This is a genomic window from Alteromonas sp. KC3 (genome assembly GCF_016756315.1).
Lineage (GTDB): Bacteria > Pseudomonadota > Gammaproteobacteria > Enterobacterales > Alteromonadaceae > Alteromonas.
In genome coordinates, this window is record NZ_AP024235.1 from 2,900,707 (window position 1) to 2,918,269 (window position 17,563).

Annotated in this window: 17 protein-coding genes; 3 read left to right on the forward strand and 14 right to left on the reverse strand. The window is 44.1% G+C overall.

The annotated features are described in order from the left end of the window. Positions 1–128: 128 nt before the first annotated feature. The 3 genes from JN178_RS12885 to fadR form a co-directional block, all read right to left on the reverse strand. Positions 129–488, reverse strand: a complete 360-nt coding sequence (locus tag JN178_RS12885) for a phasin-related domain-containing protein (protein WP_159626257.1) — start codon at positions 486–488, stop codon at positions 129–131. A 172-nt stretch (positions 489–660) separates the two neighbouring features. Next, positions 661–2,841 (reverse strand): S9 family peptidase, encoded by a 2,181-nt coding sequence (locus JN178_RS12890; RefSeq protein ID WP_202261918.1) that lies wholly within the window; start codon positions 2,839–2,841, stop codon positions 661–663. A 209-nt stretch (positions 2,842–3,050) separates the two neighbouring features. After that, positions 3,051–3,761, reverse strand: a complete 711-nt coding sequence (fadR, locus tag JN178_RS12895) for a fatty acid metabolism transcriptional regulator FadR (RefSeq protein WP_159626260.1) — start codon at positions 3,759–3,761, stop codon at positions 3,051–3,053. Positions 3,762–4,189: 428 nt separating this feature from the next. On the opposite strand from fadR, the gene nhaB reads away from it, so the two are divergent. Genes nhaB through JN178_RS12910 form a run of 3 tightly spaced genes read left to right on the forward strand, consistent with a single transcriptional unit; the run spans position 4,190 to position 6,843 of the window. Next, positions 4,190–5,764, forward strand: coding sequence for a sodium/proton antiporter NhaB (gene nhaB / locus JN178_RS12900; protein ID WP_159626262.1), 1,575 nt, complete (start codon positions 4,190–4,192; stop codon positions 5,762–5,764). A 3-nt stretch (positions 5,765–5,767) separates the two neighbouring features. Then, entirely contained in the window at positions 5,768–6,295 is a 528-nt protein-coding gene (dsbB, locus tag JN178_RS12905; protein ID WP_159626264.1) for a disulfide bond formation protein DsbB, read from the forward strand. After that, positions 6,292–6,843 (forward strand): GNAT family N-acetyltransferase, encoded by a 552-nt coding sequence (locus JN178_RS12910; protein ID WP_202261919.1) that lies wholly within the window; start codon positions 6,292–6,294, stop codon positions 6,841–6,843. The genes dsbB and JN178_RS12910 overlap by 4 nt, the downstream gene beginning before the upstream one ends. A gap of 20 nt (positions 6,844–6,863) precedes the next feature. On the opposite strand, the gene JN178_RS12915 is transcribed toward JN178_RS12910, so the two are convergent. From JN178_RS12915 to JN178_RS12965, 11 genes are all read right to left on the reverse strand, one after another. After that, entirely contained in the window at positions 6,864–7,358 is a 495-nt protein-coding gene (locus tag JN178_RS12915) for a YcgN family cysteine cluster protein (protein ID WP_202261920.1), read from the reverse strand. Continuing rightward, positions 7,355–8,023, reverse strand: a complete 669-nt coding sequence (locus JN178_RS12920) for a fumarylacetoacetate hydrolase family protein (RefSeq protein WP_202261921.1) — start codon at positions 8,021–8,023, stop codon at positions 7,355–7,357. The genes JN178_RS12915 and JN178_RS12920 overlap by 4 nt, the downstream gene beginning before the upstream one ends. Then, on the reverse strand, positions 8,023–9,084 hold the full coding sequence (locus tag JN178_RS12925; RefSeq protein WP_202261922.1) for a lytic murein transglycosylase: 1,062 nt from the start codon (positions 9,082–9,084) through the stop codon (positions 8,023–8,025). Before JN178_RS12925 ends, JN178_RS12920 begins: the two co-directional genes overlap by 1 nt. A 7-nt stretch (positions 9,085–9,091) precedes the next feature. Continuing rightward, positions 9,092–9,388 carry a YcgL domain-containing protein gene (locus JN178_RS12930; RefSeq protein ID WP_202261923.1) on the reverse strand — a complete coding sequence of 99 codons (297 nt, stop codon included), beginning with the start codon at positions 9,386–9,388 and terminating at the stop codon, positions 9,092–9,094. Between the two features lie 41 nt (positions 9,389–9,429). After that, complete coding sequence (gene rnd / locus JN178_RS12935; protein ID WP_202261924.1) at positions 9,430–10,581, reverse strand: ribonuclease D; 1,152 nt, start codon at positions 10,579–10,581, stop codon at positions 9,430–9,432. 67 nt (positions 10,582–10,648) lie between these two features. Continuing rightward, entirely contained in the window at positions 10,649–12,301 is a 1,653-nt protein-coding gene (gene fadD, locus JN178_RS12940; RefSeq protein ID WP_159626277.1) for a long-chain-fatty-acid--CoA ligase FadD, read from the reverse strand. Positions 12,302–12,423: 122 nt separating this feature from the next. After that, complete coding sequence (locus tag JN178_RS12945; RefSeq protein WP_202261925.1) at positions 12,424–13,263, reverse strand: alpha/beta fold hydrolase; 840 nt, start codon at positions 13,261–13,263, stop codon at positions 12,424–12,426. Positions 13,264–13,366: 103 nt separating this feature from the next. Then, a complete protein-coding gene (locus JN178_RS12950; RefSeq protein WP_159626281.1) occupies positions 13,367–14,038 on the reverse strand; it encodes a Slp family lipoprotein in 672 nt (223 codons plus the stop codon). Positions 14,039–14,359: 321 nt separating this feature from the next. Beyond that, complete coding sequence (locus tag JN178_RS12955; protein ID WP_159626283.1) at positions 14,360–14,653, reverse strand: hypothetical protein; 294 nt, start codon at positions 14,651–14,653, stop codon at positions 14,360–14,362. A gap of 63 nt (positions 14,654–14,716) precedes the next feature. Continuing rightward, a complete protein-coding gene (gene tsaB / locus JN178_RS12960) occupies positions 14,717–15,445 on the reverse strand; it encodes a tRNA (adenosine(37)-N6)-threonylcarbamoyltransferase complex dimerization subunit type 1 TsaB (protein WP_202261926.1) in 729 nt (242 codons plus the stop codon). A 17-nt stretch (positions 15,446–15,462) separates the two neighbouring features. Further along, complete coding sequence (locus JN178_RS12965) at positions 15,463–17,382, reverse strand: ATP-dependent DNA helicase (protein WP_202261927.1); 1,920 nt, start codon at positions 17,380–17,382, stop codon at positions 15,463–15,465. Positions 17,383–17,563: the final 181 nt, after the last annotated feature.

The following is a 17,563-nucleotide window of genomic DNA, read 5'->3' on the forward strand; positions in this document are numbered from 1 at the left end:
GAGATTTTTGTAGGAATGGTCAAGGGCCAAACGTGTATCGTTTTTGGCCCTAGTCCCAACACATCAAGTGTTGATGTGTTATATGATGTCACTAACGCAGTTGTTGTAAACTTGCTATACGCCAACGTTTACTTGCTTGCAGCTAATTTAGCTACCGCTTCAGTTAGTGCATCAATTTTTGCAGATAGCTCTTCGATACGCTGGTCAGCTGGCTCTGAGTCTAAACCTAGCTTTTTACGAACGTCAGCAACACGGTTTTCAACATCATTAGTAGTAGACTTGAACTTGCTGCGCGCATCGTCTTCTAGTGTTTCACCTTTGCTTACAAGTTCGTCGAACATTTTGCTCGCTTCTTCGCTAAGCTTTTCGTAACGACCTTGTGCCTCTTCTACGCTTTTTCCATAAGCGCCAAGACCCGCTAACCAAATTTTACGAGCCATTTCTTCAGCTTCGTTGATTTTGCCTTTAATTGTATCTGTAGTAGTCATTTTCAGCTCCTATGAATGCTAAATGTGAGTGTATCTTCAACACCATGAGTTCAATTTACGCTCAACAATTAGAAACCGCATACTAAAAACTAAAAAAAATAAAAAAAGCCCGAAACAATGTCGGGCTTTTGTATTGATGTGAGGTTTTACGCTCTAGCAAACATTGTATTCGCTACAGTGAAACTCCTGCTAAATGCAGTACAAATGCGTACTCTAAAGCGGTAGACTCAAAGCGCTTAAAGCGACCCGAAGCGCCTCCGTGACCAGCCTCCATGTCAGTTTTGAAAAGCAGGAGGTTGTCATCTGTTTTCATTTCTCTTAGCTTCGCCACCCACTTCATTGGCTCAAAGTACTGTACTTGTGAGTCATGTAGACCTGTTGTAACAAGCATGTTGGGGTATGCTTTCGCCTCTACTTGGTCGTAAGGTGAGTATGACAACATGTATTCAAATTCAGCTTTATTGGCTGGATTTCCCCATTCGGTATACTCACCAGTAGTTAGAGGAATAGAGGCGTCACTCATAGTAGTGACCACATCAACAAATGGGACGTGTGCACTTACACCTCTATAGAGCTCTGGTGCCATATTGACGATAGCCCCCATTAATAAACCGCCAGCGCTTCCACCCATAGCAAAAACACGTGACTCGTCAGCATAATTTTTTGCAACTAGGCCTTTGGTTACATCAATGAAGTCGGTGAAAGTATTCACTTTGTTATCCATTTTACCGTCTTCATACCACTCTCTACCCATCATCTGACCGCCGCGAATGTGTGCGATAGCCACAACGAATCCTCTGTCTAACAACGAAATCCAGCTACTTCTGAAAGTGGGGTCAATAGTTGCGCCGTAAGAGCCATAGGCATATTGATAAAGTGGATTCGTACCGTCTTTCTTAAACTGGCTTTTGCGGTATACCAACGAAACAGGGACTTCAGTACCATCGCGCGCTTCAATCATAACGCGCTCAGACGCATAATCAGCAGATGAAAATGTCTCAGATACTTTCGTTTGCTTCATAACTTCAGTTTCGAAGGTATCAAGGTTTACGTCAATGATAGACGCTGGCGTGGTCAAAGAACTGTAGTAAAGACGCAGCTTGTTGGTATCTATCTGTGTGTTACCTGTAAAAAATGCGCCGTAAATGGGATCTTGTGTAGGTAAAACTTTTTGCTCGCCCGTAGTTAAGTTATGAACCACAAGACGCAACATGCCGTTCTCTTTTTCTTTTACAACCAAATGGTTGTTCATCACTTCAATGTCTTGAACAAATACATCTGGGCGGTGCGGAACCACCTCTTCCCATTTTGAAACATCATCGGTAGCGTCAGCTGGAGCTTTCATTACCTTAAAGTTCTTTGCATCAATATTCGTTAAGACGAAGTAAGCATTACCTAACTTTTCAACACTGTATTCTTGACCGTCTTGAAGCGGTAGAAAGACATTTGTACCGCTTGTAGGTTCGTTTGCGTCAATCAGTGTTACGCCTTTCTTATCAGTGTTGCTGTGGTAAATGTAGATGTCTTCATGATCCTTACTTTTCCCGATAAAGGTGTAAAACGTAGGGTCAGTTTCTTCATACATCAACACGTCTTCACTTTGCTGTGAACCCAGCTTGTGGCGATAAACTTGATAGCCCAGAAGCGTTTGTGGATCTTTTTTCACATAAAAAAGGTGTTGATTGTCATTCGCCCACACCACTTGTCCCGACGTACCTTCTAGCTCATCAGCAAGCATTTCACCTGTTTTTAGGTTCTTGATGTTGATGGTGTAAATGCGACGACTCAAGGTATCTACCGAGTAAGCAATAAGATTGTTATTCGTACTAACTTCATAGTCACCAATGCTGAAATATTCATGCCCTTCAGACATAACATTCGCGTTTAGCAACACTTCAGGCTGAGCGTCTAACGACGGTTTACGCAAATAAATTGGGTATTCGTTCTCGCCTGAGAAGCTCGTGTAATACCAATAGCCATTTGAAAAAGCCGGAACAGTAGAGTCATCTTTTTCAATACGCGCTATTAATTCTTCATACAGCTTTTCACGGGTTTCTTTAAGCGGCGCTAATACCGTTTCAACATAGTCATTCTCTTTTTCTAGATGACCTAGGATGGCTTCATCGGTGCGCGAATCGTCGCGCATCCAATAGTAGTTATCGGTTCGTGTGACGCCGTGCGCTGTCATCTCGTAAGGCACTTTTTTGGCGACCGGCGCTTGCGCTTGCGTATTTAATACCACGCTAGATGCCGTACTTTGTGGTTTTTCCATCGGCGTTTTTGCTACCTCGCTATCGGCACTGCAACCCGATAATAGGCCACCTGCAGCTAGTGCAATCCATACATATTTCATTCTTATTCCCAATTGTAAGGTTTGTTTTTATCAACCTATTGAGTATATCCAATTGGAATTTTTGGTCTACACGCTATGTGATTGCGCACGGGGCAAAGTATGTGAAAAGTGTTACAAGATATTTGACTGAGGCTCTGCTTCTATGACTCAAGTAACAAAAAAGCGCCTTAACGGCGCTTTTTTGTTACTTGAGGGCGATGAGTACTGACTTAGTCTACTAAGTCTTTTGGCATTTCATCTCGAATTTCTTGCCACACCTTACCACTTTCAATACCGTATTTTCTCACAACAACCGGCACGCGGTCGTACTCACCTTTTTCAGCGACTTCTAATAAGTCTGCGTAGTACTTATTTGCAACGTCACGGGCTTGTTGATAAGAGAAGAAAAAGCCACCAATTCGCGAATACAAACCTCTAAAGCCATTCATCATCAATACAAACACATTATTGTTAGAAGCTAATGCAAGGTCATGCGACATTTGATAGTCAAATTGAGCAAATGCTAAACCTTCTTGCTCAACGTTTTTGTATCGAGCAATAATCTCTGCTGACTCTTGAGGGTTGTTACGGATCGCACCTCTGATAAACACGGCACTAAGATTCGTTCTCGCTGCTAACAAATTATCAACTAACTCAGGAATACCCTCTTGATCGAGTCGAGCTAGTGTCTCAAGAATGTTCAAACCACACGTTTCCCAAAAGTTATTCACTTTGGTGGGTTTACCGTGCTGAATTGTTAACCAACCGTCGCGCGCTAGACGCTGAAGCACTTCTCGTAGTGTGGTTCTTGTCACACCGATAAGCTCAGAAAGTTCTCTTTCTGCAGGCAGAATAGTGCCTGGTGGAAAACGTCCACTCCAAATTGATTCAACAATATATTCTTCGGCGAATCCAGCTGGACTCTGAGCCTTATAAATCATAACTAATCGCCTGCACGTTATTGTTATTTTGTAACTGATTGTACCAGATGCTCATTTATTATCACACTGAAATATGCCGCGTCCAGTAAAGCTTTTAACAACTTATTAAAAAATGACCGCTAGCAGGAGCAAAAGAACAAACCGCTGCTCACAAAACCAGCAACATTGTTCTATTTTGAATTTAAATAATAAACATCAAGGAAAAATCGATAAATATTCAGTGACTTTCACAGGGTGGGGTCTGTGATTTGCTTTCTCAAGGCGTTAATATCATGTACGCTTAATTTCCGACTATAATGACAGCAGCAAAACCGCAAAGCGAGTGAGAACCTCTTTCGCTAACAGCAGTTTATGTATGCAATACCCGGAACTACACAGTATGAAAGTGCGCAAAAACGTGCGCTTTGTTGTAAAAGGAACAGGAACTCATGCAAACCTCAATGATCGCGGCGATCTATAAGAACTTCCTGGGACACGCGCCCGACTGGTATAAAAAAACGATTATTGCCTTTCTCATTGTAAACCCCGTCCTCTTTATGGTGGACCCTTACATTGCAGGCTGGACGCTTGTTATTCAGTTCATATTCACGCTGGCTATGGCACTTAAGTGTTACCCCTTACAGCCTGGAGGTTTGTTACTGATTGAAGCCATGTTCATCGGTATGACATCGCCGGGACATATGATGCACGAAATCGAAGTCAACCTTGAAGTACTGTTACTCCTAGTCTTCATGGTGGCTGGCATCTACTTCATGAAAGACCTGTTGATGTACCTTTTCACAAAGCTTGTGATCAAGGTGCAAAATAAACTGGTATTGTCGCTTTCATTTATTTTTGCCTCAGCGTTCCTATCAGCGTTTCTCGACGCATTAACGGTAGTTGCAGTAATCATCAGCGTGGGCTTGGGTTTTTACTCAATTTACCACAAGGTCGCATCGGGCAAAGAATTTCACTCTGACCATGACCACACCAGCGACGATGAGCTTGGTAGCCACGATTTGGAAGATTTTAGGGCGTTTCTGCGTAACCTAATGATGCACTCAGCTGTTGGTACAGCACTGGGCGGCGTAATGACAATGGTAGGTGAACCACAAAACCTGATTATCGCTGATAAAGCAGGCTGGAACTTTGTTGAGTTTTTCATCCGCATGGCCCCGGTAACTATCCCAGTGTTTGTTTGTGGCCTACTGACCACCGTAGTGCTTGAAAAAACCGGTCTATTCTCTTACGGCGCCAAGCTGCCTTCTGCAGTGCGTCAGATTCTTGTAGATTACAACGACCACATGGACAAAGGGCGCAGCAAGCGAGAATCCGCTAAGCTTGTTGTTCAGGCACTGATTGGCGTGTGGTTAATTGTTGGTCTAGCGACTCACATGGCATCAGTGGGCCTTATCGGCTTATCAGTTATCGTTCTTGCGACCTCAATGAGTGGTGTAATTGAAGAGCACGCCCTTGGCAAAGCATTTGAAGAGGCCCTACCGTTTACAGCGCTGTTGTGCGTATTCTTTGGCGTGGTTGCAGTTATTATCGACCAAGGATTGTTCCAACCAGTTATCCACTGGGTTCTGTCGTTCGAGGGCGAAACACAAATGGTAATGTTCTACCTCGCAAACGGTGTGCTCTCTATGGTGAGTGACAACGTGTTTGTAGGCTCAGTGTACATTACAGAAGTCACTGCTGCTCTACAGTCTGGGCAAATCACCCGTGACCAATATGATATGCTTGCCGTTGCCATTAACACGGGTACTAACTTACCAAGTGTAGCAACACCAAATGGACAAGCCGCATTCCTATTCCTGCTAACCTCGGCAATAGCGCCTTTGCTTCGTTTGTCTTACGGCAAGATGGTAATGATGGCATTACCCTACACTATTGTACTTACAATTGTAGGTTTGCTTGCCACTTACCTTGGTCTGGCAGATGCAACGCAATGGTTATACGACATGCACTTGATTGAACATCACAGTGTGACGGATGTTGGCACTGGTACGGTAAGCCACTAAGCCATGCGTTCACTTATTCACAATATTAGTCAGTGGGCAGAGCATAAGTCATCGTGGCTTGTGCTTTTCGCCACCTCGCTGGCCCTCGAAATAGCCGCGCTGTATTTTCAATATGGTATGGGGCTTAAGCCTTGTATTATGTGTATTTATCAGCGTACGGCAATGTATGGCATTGTTATATCTGCTCTTGTTGTTTTGATTAAAAACAATGGACTCACTCGTATGGTGGGCTTTGCAGGTTGGGCAGTGTCTAGTGCATGGGGCTTTTTAATTGCTAAAGAGCATATCGGTATTTTAAACGCAGCCAATCCATTTTTTGCTACCTGCGAAATTGTGCCGAACTTTCCGTCTTGGTTACAGCTTCACGAGTGGATACCTGCTGTATTTGCCGCTGAAGGCGACTGCCTAGAAGACAGTTGGCAATTTTTATCAATGGGCATGGCTGAGTGGATGCAAATTATCTTTGCGGCCTACTTTGTCGTTTTCGTTGTTGTTTTTTGCAGCCGCTTGTTGGATAAGAAACCCTTTTGATTGACCTGTCCATACTTCCTTCTAGGCTCCCGCCCATTCACACCGAGCAAGGGCCTGTCACTATCCAACGCATTGCACACAAACATTGCAATGCGTTGTGTGAAGCTGGTCAACACTCTATTCACCACGTCAAACCGTGGTTTGGTGCATCGACTTGTCCGGTAACTCCGGCGCTGGCAAAACAATGTATCGAGAATATGGAAAAGGCGCGGGACACAGGTTATGGCTTGACCTACCTTCTTATGCACGATGAAAAGTGTTTGGGGATGGGGATTATTAATTACATCAACCACACCCACCTAACTGCAAACCTTGGCTACTGGCTTAGGCCTGATGCGTGTGGTAGAGGTTTAGCAACCGCTATTTGCGAAGCCCTTAAGAAGCTCGCATTCTCTCAGATGAACTTACACCGTTTAGAATGCTTTGTTGAGCCTAATAACAAGGCTAGCATTCGAGTTGCCGAACGTATTGGCGGTAATAAAGAAGGGCTATGCCGTAAACGTGTATTCGGCAGAGATGCCCTACTCTACGCTATCGTCAACGACTAAAAATAGCGTTTAATGCAAGACTAATCCAAGTCTTCAAGCGGCCAAACTGCAATGTAATCTTCAAAATCATTTAAGTCGACATCGGTTTCAAATACCGTCTTGTTGCGCACCGACATGCCCGCTGCATGCATAGCGTGCTTTTTCCCTTTGTTCAAAAGTGGGTGCCATGAGGGTAACCCTCTTCCCTCGTGTAACCGTCTGTAAGCACAACTGGGGGGCATAAAGAAGATATCTTTCAGATTGTCTTTTGTTAGCTTTACGCAGTCTGGCACAAGCTCTGTACGCTTAGCATATTGAGTACACTCGCACTTTTTGGTATTCAGGTATGAACATACAATGTTCGTGTAATGAATTTGTTCATTGGTATTAATGTGATCGGTAGGCGAATAATCTTCTGCGCTTTCATCATCAATAAACTTGTGAAGGCAGCATTTTGCACAACCATCACACAAAGACTCCCATTCGCTTTGAGTCATTTCTTCTAATGATTTAGTTTCCCAAAAAGCGGTCGTCATTCCCCGGTTACCTTTGTTTCTAGTGTAAAATAGTCATGTAATGAGATAGACACAATGTCACCTTCAAACAGTGGACCAACGCCTTTGGGTGTGCCAGTGAGTACAACATCACCAGCATCTAACGTAAATATAGTCGACATATGAGCGATTAACGGGATAATTTTGTGTAGCATTAATGCTGTATGCCCGCTTTGACGCACTTCGTTATTTATCGTAAGTGTAAACTTAAGGTCGTCCAAATCACCAAACGCATCAATTGGAATGAATTGAGACAATGGAGCACTATTGTCAAACGATTTTGCTCTCTCCCAAGGCTGACCATCGTTTTTAAGTGCCCCTTGTACCTCGCGAAGCGTTAAGTCAAGGCCTAAGCCTATACCCCAAATGGCTTCAGCAGCTTCTTGCTCAGTGGCATTTTTCAGTCCTTTTTTCAGTAGCACCGATACTTCAAGTTCGTTATGACAAGGACCTAGTGTAGTAGGAATAGCGATGTCGTTTGCAATATTACACATTGCCGCTTTTGGCTTCATAAACAACAACGGTGCTTCTGAAATTGTCGAGTTCATCTCATTGATGTGGTCGAGATAATTTCTACCAATGCACACCACCTTGTTTACTGGAAGTGCAATAGGCTTACCGTGATTGTCAATATGTTGATAAGTCATTAATAACCTCGCTTTATACGCTCAGAAAGATAGCCCACTGACACACCAAAGTAAGAAGAACGATTCCACTTCATGAGTGTATGAAAGTTGTCGTAGACCAAGTACACCCGGCCATTCTCACCATCGGGCATAATGAGTGACGCATTGACATCGGCATTGGGTAAATCTCGACCGTCGTATCGCGTTACTCCCTGGTCGCGCCAAAATGACAAGGGTTTCATATTTGCTTTTGACAGGCCTGATATTTTTACCGGTTGAGTCAGTTTGACCTGTCGTCCCCAGGTGCCTTGATCATTCCAGCCCTCTGACGAAAGATAATTCGCAATAGAGGCAAATACATCAGCTTTCGTTTGCCAAATATCCTTTTTGCCGTCGCCGTCATAATCGACAGCATAGTTGAGAAAAGAGACAGGCATAAACTGTGTTTGCCCCATCGCGCCCGCCCACGACCCTTTAAAAGCAGTCACATCGGCATGGCCCTCATTAAGTATTTTCAGTGCTGCAAAGAAGTTGTCTTTGAAAAGCTTTTCTCTTCTACCTTCAAATGCCAGTGACGCAAGGGCCGATAACACGCTGTAGTTGCCCTGAATTTTGCCGAAGTTAGATTCATTACCCCATAATGCCACGATAAAGCGAGCTTGTACGCCATACTCTTTAGCTATGTTATCGAGCAGTGTTTTGTTTTCACGATAAAGTGTGACAGCTTGATTAACCTTCCAATCCGGCACACGGGTAGCAAGATAACTGTCTAAGGTAATTTTTCGTTCAGGCTGATTCTTGTCTGATTTCACCACAGTTGGACGAAAACGAATGTCTGCAAATGCGGCGTTTACAATAGCAGGGTCAAAGCCTTTGGTAGCAGCCTCACTCTTTAAAGCCGAAACATAATTGGCAAACGCAGCCTCGGTTTCCGCGCTATCGTCTAGCGCATAGGCACTGACAGAGAAAGTGGTAAGCAGAGTGACAAAAATGCATACCCCTGCACCTGAATAATGATGTACTTGCTTTGCACACAATGCACTTTGCCAGCGTTTAAGACTGGTAATTAGATAATGTAACATGGATAACTTAGAACTTTTTGTCAGGCGTTTTAGACAGGCCAAGTGACTCGCGATACTGCTCTAACAAGTTGTCTTCTTTGGGCGGCATTTGTAAATAGAAACCTTTGTCATTGAGCTCATCGATCAACTTCTGTTTATCTACAAGACCCAAACGTTCGCGCTTTTCCAACGCTAATATGGTCACCAATTCTGGTGAACCAAAGCGCGCCATCAAAGGCTCTGGCACATCGCTAAAGTCACCTTTTTTAGGTACGTATAAATACATACCTTCTTTTCTTCGGGTTTTATATACCGCACATAGCATAATACGTCTCGCCTTGTGTTAGAGGTAAATTTTATTCGTTGTTATGGGGCATCGCCCAACAGTTTTGATACATAAGGTTGAAATAACGGCGCTCGCCACGTAGACAACACGTCAGGCTTAAGCCCCTGCACTCGCGTTTCATCAACTTGAAACCAGTACCATTTTAGCAATTGATTTAACTGCTTTTTAGAGGCAATAACGTCGCTACTTACACCATTTTCATCAGCAATTTGCTCAGAAACACTCTTTAACTCAGCCAGCGTCTTTTTATATTTAGGAATATCAATTAGACGCAGTACAACAGGCAACCTGAACTTTTCAGGCGTTTGCGCGAATTTAGTACGGGCTTCTTCAATAATTGCAACAATGGTATCGCCATAACGGCGCACCGATTGATGATTAACACCATTGATTCGAGATAATGCAGATTTGCTATCTGACAAACGCTGTGCCGCTTCAAATAAGTGCCCTTCTTTAAACACAAAGTTAAGCGCTAAGTCTTTCTTTCTTGCAGTATTCAAGCGCCATGCAGCTAACGCTTGTAAAACCGTTAACTGCTCTGCATTTAAACGCCAGCTATTTTTAATTTGTAGGTATGCGAAGTCTTCAGGCATTTGCGCTCGTTTTTTTGCACCTAGCAACGCGATTTCTTCAAACACCCAGTCTGCTTTACCTACTGCCTGTATTTCACTGGCTAACTGCTGATAACACGGCAGTAGATACAGTACATCATTAGCTGCGTAGCTTAGTTGCGCTTCTCGCAGCGGACGGGCTAACCAGTCTGTTCGAGACTCTCCTTTGTCCAGCTCTACGTCACAAAGCATTTCAACGAGCTTTGCGTAACCCAGCGTTGGCCCTTTTCCAAGTACGCTTGCGGCGAATTGCGTGTCAAAAATGGGGGTTGGAATAGTATCAAATGCAGTTAAGAACGTTTCTAAGTCTTCGGAACACGAATGCAATACCTTAACAACATCAGTATTTTCAAGCAGCGCAACAAATGGCTGCATATTTTCAATAGCGATCGGGTCGATTAACACCAACTGATGGCCGTCATACAGTTGAATGAGTCCTAAGTGGGGAGTAAGTGTACGTGTTCTTACAAACTCGGTATCAAGGGCTATTGCTTCTTGACGCTGCGCTGTAGTACATACTTTTTCTAGTTGTTCAAATGTCGTTATTAATTGATATTGCATAGTTTTGCACAGTAATAAAAAAGCCGGCTCACGCCGGCTTTAAAAAACTAATTCTAAAAATAGTTGATTAGTCTCTAAGCTCCCGACGCAGAATTTTTCCTACATTGGTTTTAGGTAAGTCATCTTTGAAAACAACTTGTTTAGGTACTTTGTAACCTGTTAGGTGATTACGGCAGTGCGCAATTACCTCTTTTTCAGTCAGTGATTCATTGTTGCGTACTACAAATAACTTAACAACTTCACCACTTACTTCGTGTGGAACCCCAACTGCAGCAGCTTCTACAATGCTTTCATGCATGGCAGCCACTTCTTCTATTTCGTTAGGGAACACGTTAAAGCCCGATACGAGGATCATATCCTTTTTACGGTCAACAATATACAGATAACCTTCATCATCAATCGTTGCAATGTCACCAGTTGCCAGCCAACCGTCTTTCAACACTTCCTCTGTTGCTTCAGGGCGATTCAGGTAGCCTTTCATTACTTGTGGGCCTTTCACCCACATTTCGCCTGGCTCACCTTTTTCAACAGGGTTTCCGTCGTCATCAAGCAGCTTAATATCCGTTGACGGTACAGGCATGCCAATAGCGCCTTTGTACGCTTCTATTTGTGGAGGGTTTACCGCCACAACAGGAGAGCACTCAGTCAAGCCGTAACCTTCAAGCAATACCGTTCCGGTAACCTTTTCCCATTTTTCAGCCACAGGGCGCTGGACTGCCATACCGCCGCCAAGACCAAACTTAAATTTGCTAAAATCAAGTTCGTCAAACCCTGGGGTGTTTAACAAGCCATTAAATAATGTGTTTACACCTGGCAAAATGGTGAATGGGTATTTGCTCAGTTCGCTTACAAACCCTGGCATATCGCGCGGATTAGTAATAAGTAGGTTGCGACAACCATACTTTACGAACATTAGGCAGTTCGCGAGCAAAGCGAATATATGATAAAGAGGCAGGGCCGTAACAACAAAGTCTTCCCCTTCCTCGATAACTGTTTCTAGAATACCCGAAACCTGTTCAAGGTTTGCTACCATGTTGCGATGCGTCAACATTGCGCCTTTTGAAACGCCAGTTGTACCACCGGTATATTGCAAAAATGCTAAGTCAGTATTTGCAATTTCAGGGCGCTTGTATTCCAGCGACTGTCCTTTCTTAACGGCAGCAGTGAAAGATGTAGTCTCTGGCAAGTTGAAAGCAGGAACCATCTTTTTCACGTACTTCACTACGGCATTAACAATCCAGCGTTTTGGCGCTGGTAACATGTCACCTAGTGCAGTAAGAAAGACTTCTTGTAGATTAGTCTCTGCGATAACTTCTTCTAATGTACACGCGAAGTTTTCAACAATAACGATGGCTTTTGCATTTGCATCGTTAAGTTGGTGTTTTAATTCGCGGGCAGTGTAAAGCGGGTTTACGTTAACAACCACCATACCTGCACGCAAAATCCCGAACATAGCCACAGGATACTGAAGAAGGTTTGGCATCATGATTGCCACAGCATCGCCACGCTTTAATCCACTTGCTTGCAAATAAGCCGCAAACTGCGCCGACAACGTATCGAGTTCTTCAAAGGTAATAGAATGCCCCATGTTAATGAAGGCTTCTTTATTTTTAAACTTTTTAACCGACTGCTCGAAAATGTCTACAACAGACGCATAGCGATCTGCATCAATTTCTGCGGATACACGAGGGTCATAATGCTTAAGCCAGGTTTTTTCCACCAAAACCTCCTCTACTTTATTCTTATACTACTTTTATGAGCGCAAAGAGACCGCGTCTCATATAACTGGTCTGATAACTTGCGAATAGTATAGGATGTGTAAAAAAAAATAAACGGCCCAATTTACAATTGCTCAACAAATTGCCGAATTAGTAGGCCTACATCGTCAGTATTTTCCATATGAATATGGTGACCGCCTACGAATTGCACATATTGTGCATTTTTGAACCACGGGGCTCTTTTAGGAAAAACAGTCTCTAAATGCTTAAAACTGTTCGATGCTCCGATAAATAGTACAGGGCATCGAATCTCTCTCATTAAGTTTTCAGCTTGGTCTTCAGTAAGACGCAGCACCGACTTAGTTCTTAATCTTGGATCAGAGGACCAAAAACAATGTCCACCCGCATCTTGCGTAAGATTACGTGAGAGTATCACTCGCGCGTGGTCAGGTGGAATGTCAGAGACTTTGCATCGCGCCTTCACCGCCTCGTCCAAATCTACAATTCGCAATTTGTTACGGCGTTTTGTGTGTCGACTTAGCACAGCCTCACGCATTTGCTCAGAGGTCGTAGTTACAGGCTGAGTGAGCGGGCCGCACGCATCGATGCTGATTACTGCTGACACTTTTTCTGGGAATAAAGCTGCGAACATCGTTGCCAATATTCCCCCCAATGAATGCCCTAATAGTATGACCGACTCCCATCCATTTTCCTCAATAAGCGCATACAAATCTTGAATATAGTCAGCTTGATTATACTGAGCACCGATCGGCCGATGCTGTGAACGGCCATGTCCAGCAAGATCTAAGGCAATAAATCGGTACGATTGCAAATAGGGAGAAAGAGGGCGCAAGCTCTCGGCATTATCTAGATAGCCATGAAGACCAACAACAACAGGTCCACTTCCTTGATTATCTAATGCAGCGAGTTGCAACGGTCCAGCATTAAATTCTGTTTCCAACATTGGCAGTTCCTTTTGCGGCAACTATTAGCATATAACAACGACCAATTATTGCCATGACATACGAAGAAGGCGGCAATTATATGCCGCCTTCTTTTATTTGCTGTTATTTTCGTTTGTAGTTTGATTGCTCGCCAGAGCGACCGGCATCATTGCTTTGCATAATTCTACCTTGAGAACGGCTCGGCATTGCGGATTTACTTGGTGCGCTTCGATATCTTATGACTCGTGTGCGGTTAAAACCGGGATGTCCCCAAGGATGATAAAACGGGCTGTAAAACCCATAAAATGGTGAGTACCAACCTGTATGATAATTAAAAAAGAAGGTATCTACCTCGTAAACATCTCGCTTTCGCCACATGTGGTAGTCATCAGCAACGATAGTCGGATATATATAAGGCTGCTCACCAACCATCCCTGCCGTTGGCGCCGTTAAGGTACCTAAAAACGTCGCAGCTCGCCCTTCTTCAAATACAATGGGATCAACAAATCCATCAATCTGTACTTTAAAGCGCCCGGCAGTTTCGCCACCTGTATTGGGTTTACCGTAGTGATTAAGCGGAAATTGAGCTAACTCAATCAAGGTTAAATTGGGCTTATTCTCGACACCTACGATAAGTCCACCCCATCGCGCTTTCTGCCCTTGCGCGTTGGCTCCTGAGGTTACTGCTTTTGAATAGCTAACAAGTTGAGTACCCTCAGGTACATCAATACTCTCTGGAACGATGGCACAACCAGAAAAAACAACAACCGCGAGTAGCAACAAGAATCGAGACATTTTACTGCTCCTAAGAATTCCCTAAAACAACATCATATGCTTGTCCGTTTCATTGGCACCTATCAAGAGGTAATGCGAGGTAATGCAAAACAACGCGCCAATTCAGTTTACTGACAGTAGCATTTTTACGCGACAACCACCACTAACGTTCTATTACAAAACGATAATTTACATAGCCGAGCTCACTTGAACGTCTCGTAAAATGGCTTTAGGTTTTAGAACTTCAACAATCACTTGTAATAGAGAGTGCCGCATGGATGTTAGAGCACAATATAGAGAAATTGTTCACCATCAAATGGCAATATACCGCGCAGAACGTAATTATGCGTAAATATCCACACCAAACATAGATTGAATAGATTCTCGCTGCTTGAGCTTCTCGAAGCTCGTATAAGAGGCAATAGCCTGCTGAGAATACGCATTCCCATCTTCTCTGATGAACTGCTGATAGGCTTTGGCGTTGTCTGTGCCTTGTTCGTCAGGCGCAACAACCATCGCCTTTAATGACGACTGTTCTTGCCCCTTTTCTTGTTGCTGCGGGTCTTTGCTTATCCTGCCAACACGCCCTTGTTCAGAGCCTGATGACGGTATAGAGAAGTTATTAGTTATGTTCATACAAGGTATGGCTACGCAATATTTATACCAGCGCCGCTGTTACGACGCTGTGAATCGATATTACTACTCTCTACCAGGCAATTTTTTCCATGTGACTTTATCGCGTAAATAGACTGGCTCAACCGCAACGGCATCTGACACATTGCCTTGTTCAAACGCGACGGCAGCAAGCTCAAGCATAAAGCGTGCATTGGGTAACGTCACCGTCGCCATCTCCTGACTCGAATTGTCTTTTAGCCAATGCGTCAATTCTTCATATGCCGTCCAGCCAGTTCCTGCTGCAACAACATCGTTAGCGTCATCAAGTGCATCTAATTGTTCAATGGCAACATTAGGTGGACACACCTGCTCTTCTATCACTAACGAAATGGCATTGCCTGAATACTTATACACCGCGAAATAAACCTCATCCATACGCGCATCTGAAGCCACCGCTATGTAGTAGTCTTTATTTGCATTTAGGTTGTCGATGCTATTTATTGTGGCAGTTTCGTGCGCCATGGCTTCTAACGTACTCACGCCAGCAACTTTGTGGCCACTTCCAAGCGCTAACCCTTGAATCATGCCCGTTGCGATCCTAACGCCAGTAAAACTGCCCGGCCCGCGCCCAAATGCAAGTAGATCCAATTCGCCTAGCGCCACGCCCGCCTCTTTTAGCACCTCGTCTACCATAGGAAGTAGACGTTGGCTGTGCTGCTGAGGACACACCTCAAATCGCGATGTAACAACATCGTTGTGTTGCAGAGCAACTGAACATGCTTCTGTAGCTGTATCAATAGCTAGAATTTTCATAATTTTCTCTTACAAAATTAGTCTTCATCGATGTTAGCAAGGAAGCGTTCTACCTCGTCGAGGCTTCTTGTACGCTTCATATCTGGCAAACTACCAATAAATGTTTTTGCGTAGGGCTTAGTCACAAGGCGATTATCACAGATAACCAACACGCCCTTATCCGACGGGTCTCGTATTAATCGTCCTGCGCCCTGCTTTAACGTAATTACTGCTTGTGGGATCTGAATGACGCCAAAAGGATTTGCTCCGCGCTTTTTTACATCTTCCATGCGTGCTTGCAGCAATGGATCATCAGGAGAAGCAAAGGGCAACTTATCAATCATCACACAAACCAAGTCATTGCCGCGCACATCTACGCCTTCCCAAAACGCGCCAGTGCCCATGAGTACGGCTTTTTCATCAGCAAGGTAGGCATCAAGCAGCGCTTGTTTTGTGGTAGTTCCTTGCACCAGTAAAGGGTTATCAACCTCATTTTCAAGCCTTTCAGCAATCTCACGGAGCATCGCGTGGCTAGTAAATAGCAAAAAGCAACGTCCGCGACTGGCTTTGATTAAACGCTTAGCGGTCTCTAAAAGCGTTTCTCGCATCTTAAAGCTGTTAGGCTCTGGCAAGTAACGTGGTACACATAGCATGGCTTGCTCAGGGTAATTAAACGGGCTATCGAGCCCTAGCGTTTCTGCCTCTTCTAGCCCCATACGTCGCTGGAAATGCTCAAAGCCACCATTCACCATTAACGTTGCTGAGGTGAAAATCCAACCTCGTGGGGGAGATGATACAAAACGTCTGAACTTTGCCGCAATTGATAGTGGCGTTAAGTGCATAATCAGATGACGCTGCGTAGTTTCATACCACAGGCTAACATTTTCTTGTTGGTTATCACTCAGCGCATCAAGCTGCTCTCGCGCGGCTACCACGCGCTCATACATATTATCTAAGTCTTTATCACGACCGATATGCAGCTTACACACCTCGTGAAGCACACCCAAGGCTTCTGCAAGCTTGCCAACTTGCAACCTCACATCATCTCTATCAAGGGCTTCAGCCCAATTGCCACGTTCAGGATTATCAGGAAACAGCAAGCGCAGGTCAGACGCTATCATGCGGCATTTGTCCGCTGCTTTATCAAGCTGTCCAGCATCTTTGAGCACAGTTCTAAATAGCAGTGTTATATCTTTTGCCATATCGTGAATTTGGCGTGTAGACAAAGACTCGCCAAAGTAATCACTAGCGATGTCAGGAATTTGATGTGCCTCATCGAAGATAATGGCATCAGCCTCAGGAATTAGCTCACCAAACCCTGTATCTTTTAGTGCCATGTCGGCAAAAAATAAATGATGGTTAACAACGATAATATCAGCATCAAGCGCTTTACGGCGCGCTTTCACCAGATAACAGTCCTCATAATCTGGACAATCTCGCCCAAGGCAATTATCAACCGTTGACGTAACCATAGGTAAAACGCGCGCATCTTCTGGCAGCATTTTAAGTTCCCCCATATCGCCTGTTTTCGTGGTACTAGACCAGCGTTTCACTTCGGATAACTGACCTAAAACATCTTTCTCCACCAGTGTAGAGTTACCACCATGCTGTGCTAAGCGGTGTAAACACAGATAGTTTGCTCGCCCTTTTAGCAACGCCGTTTTACGCTTACTGCCTAGCGCTTTTTTTACCAAAGGCAGATCTCGATGAAACAATTGCTCTTGAAGGTTTTTCGTTCCGGTTGAAACAATTGCTTTGCCATCGCTTAATAGCGCAGGTGCAAGATAGGCAAAGGTTTTTCCAGTACCTGTTCCCGCTTCAACAATCAGGCTACCGGTCGTGTCAATGGCACGCTTTACAGCTTTTGCCATTTCGGTTTGTGCTTCACGCGGCACGAATCCCTTGATGGCACTAGCAAGTAGACCGTCTGATGAGAAAACATTGTTGATTGTGGGCATGGCTTAATGCTGTTATTTCTTTTTACTTAGGGTCGCGCATTATGCCAAAAAGCGCTTTGAATGCCCATTAAAGGTTTGCATTTCCCTCAAGAGCATTCAGTTTATACCCATTGAGCGATACGCAATGATGAAAAGAATTTGTCTTCTAGAACAAAAAAATTAGCTTTTTAATATCAGCAAC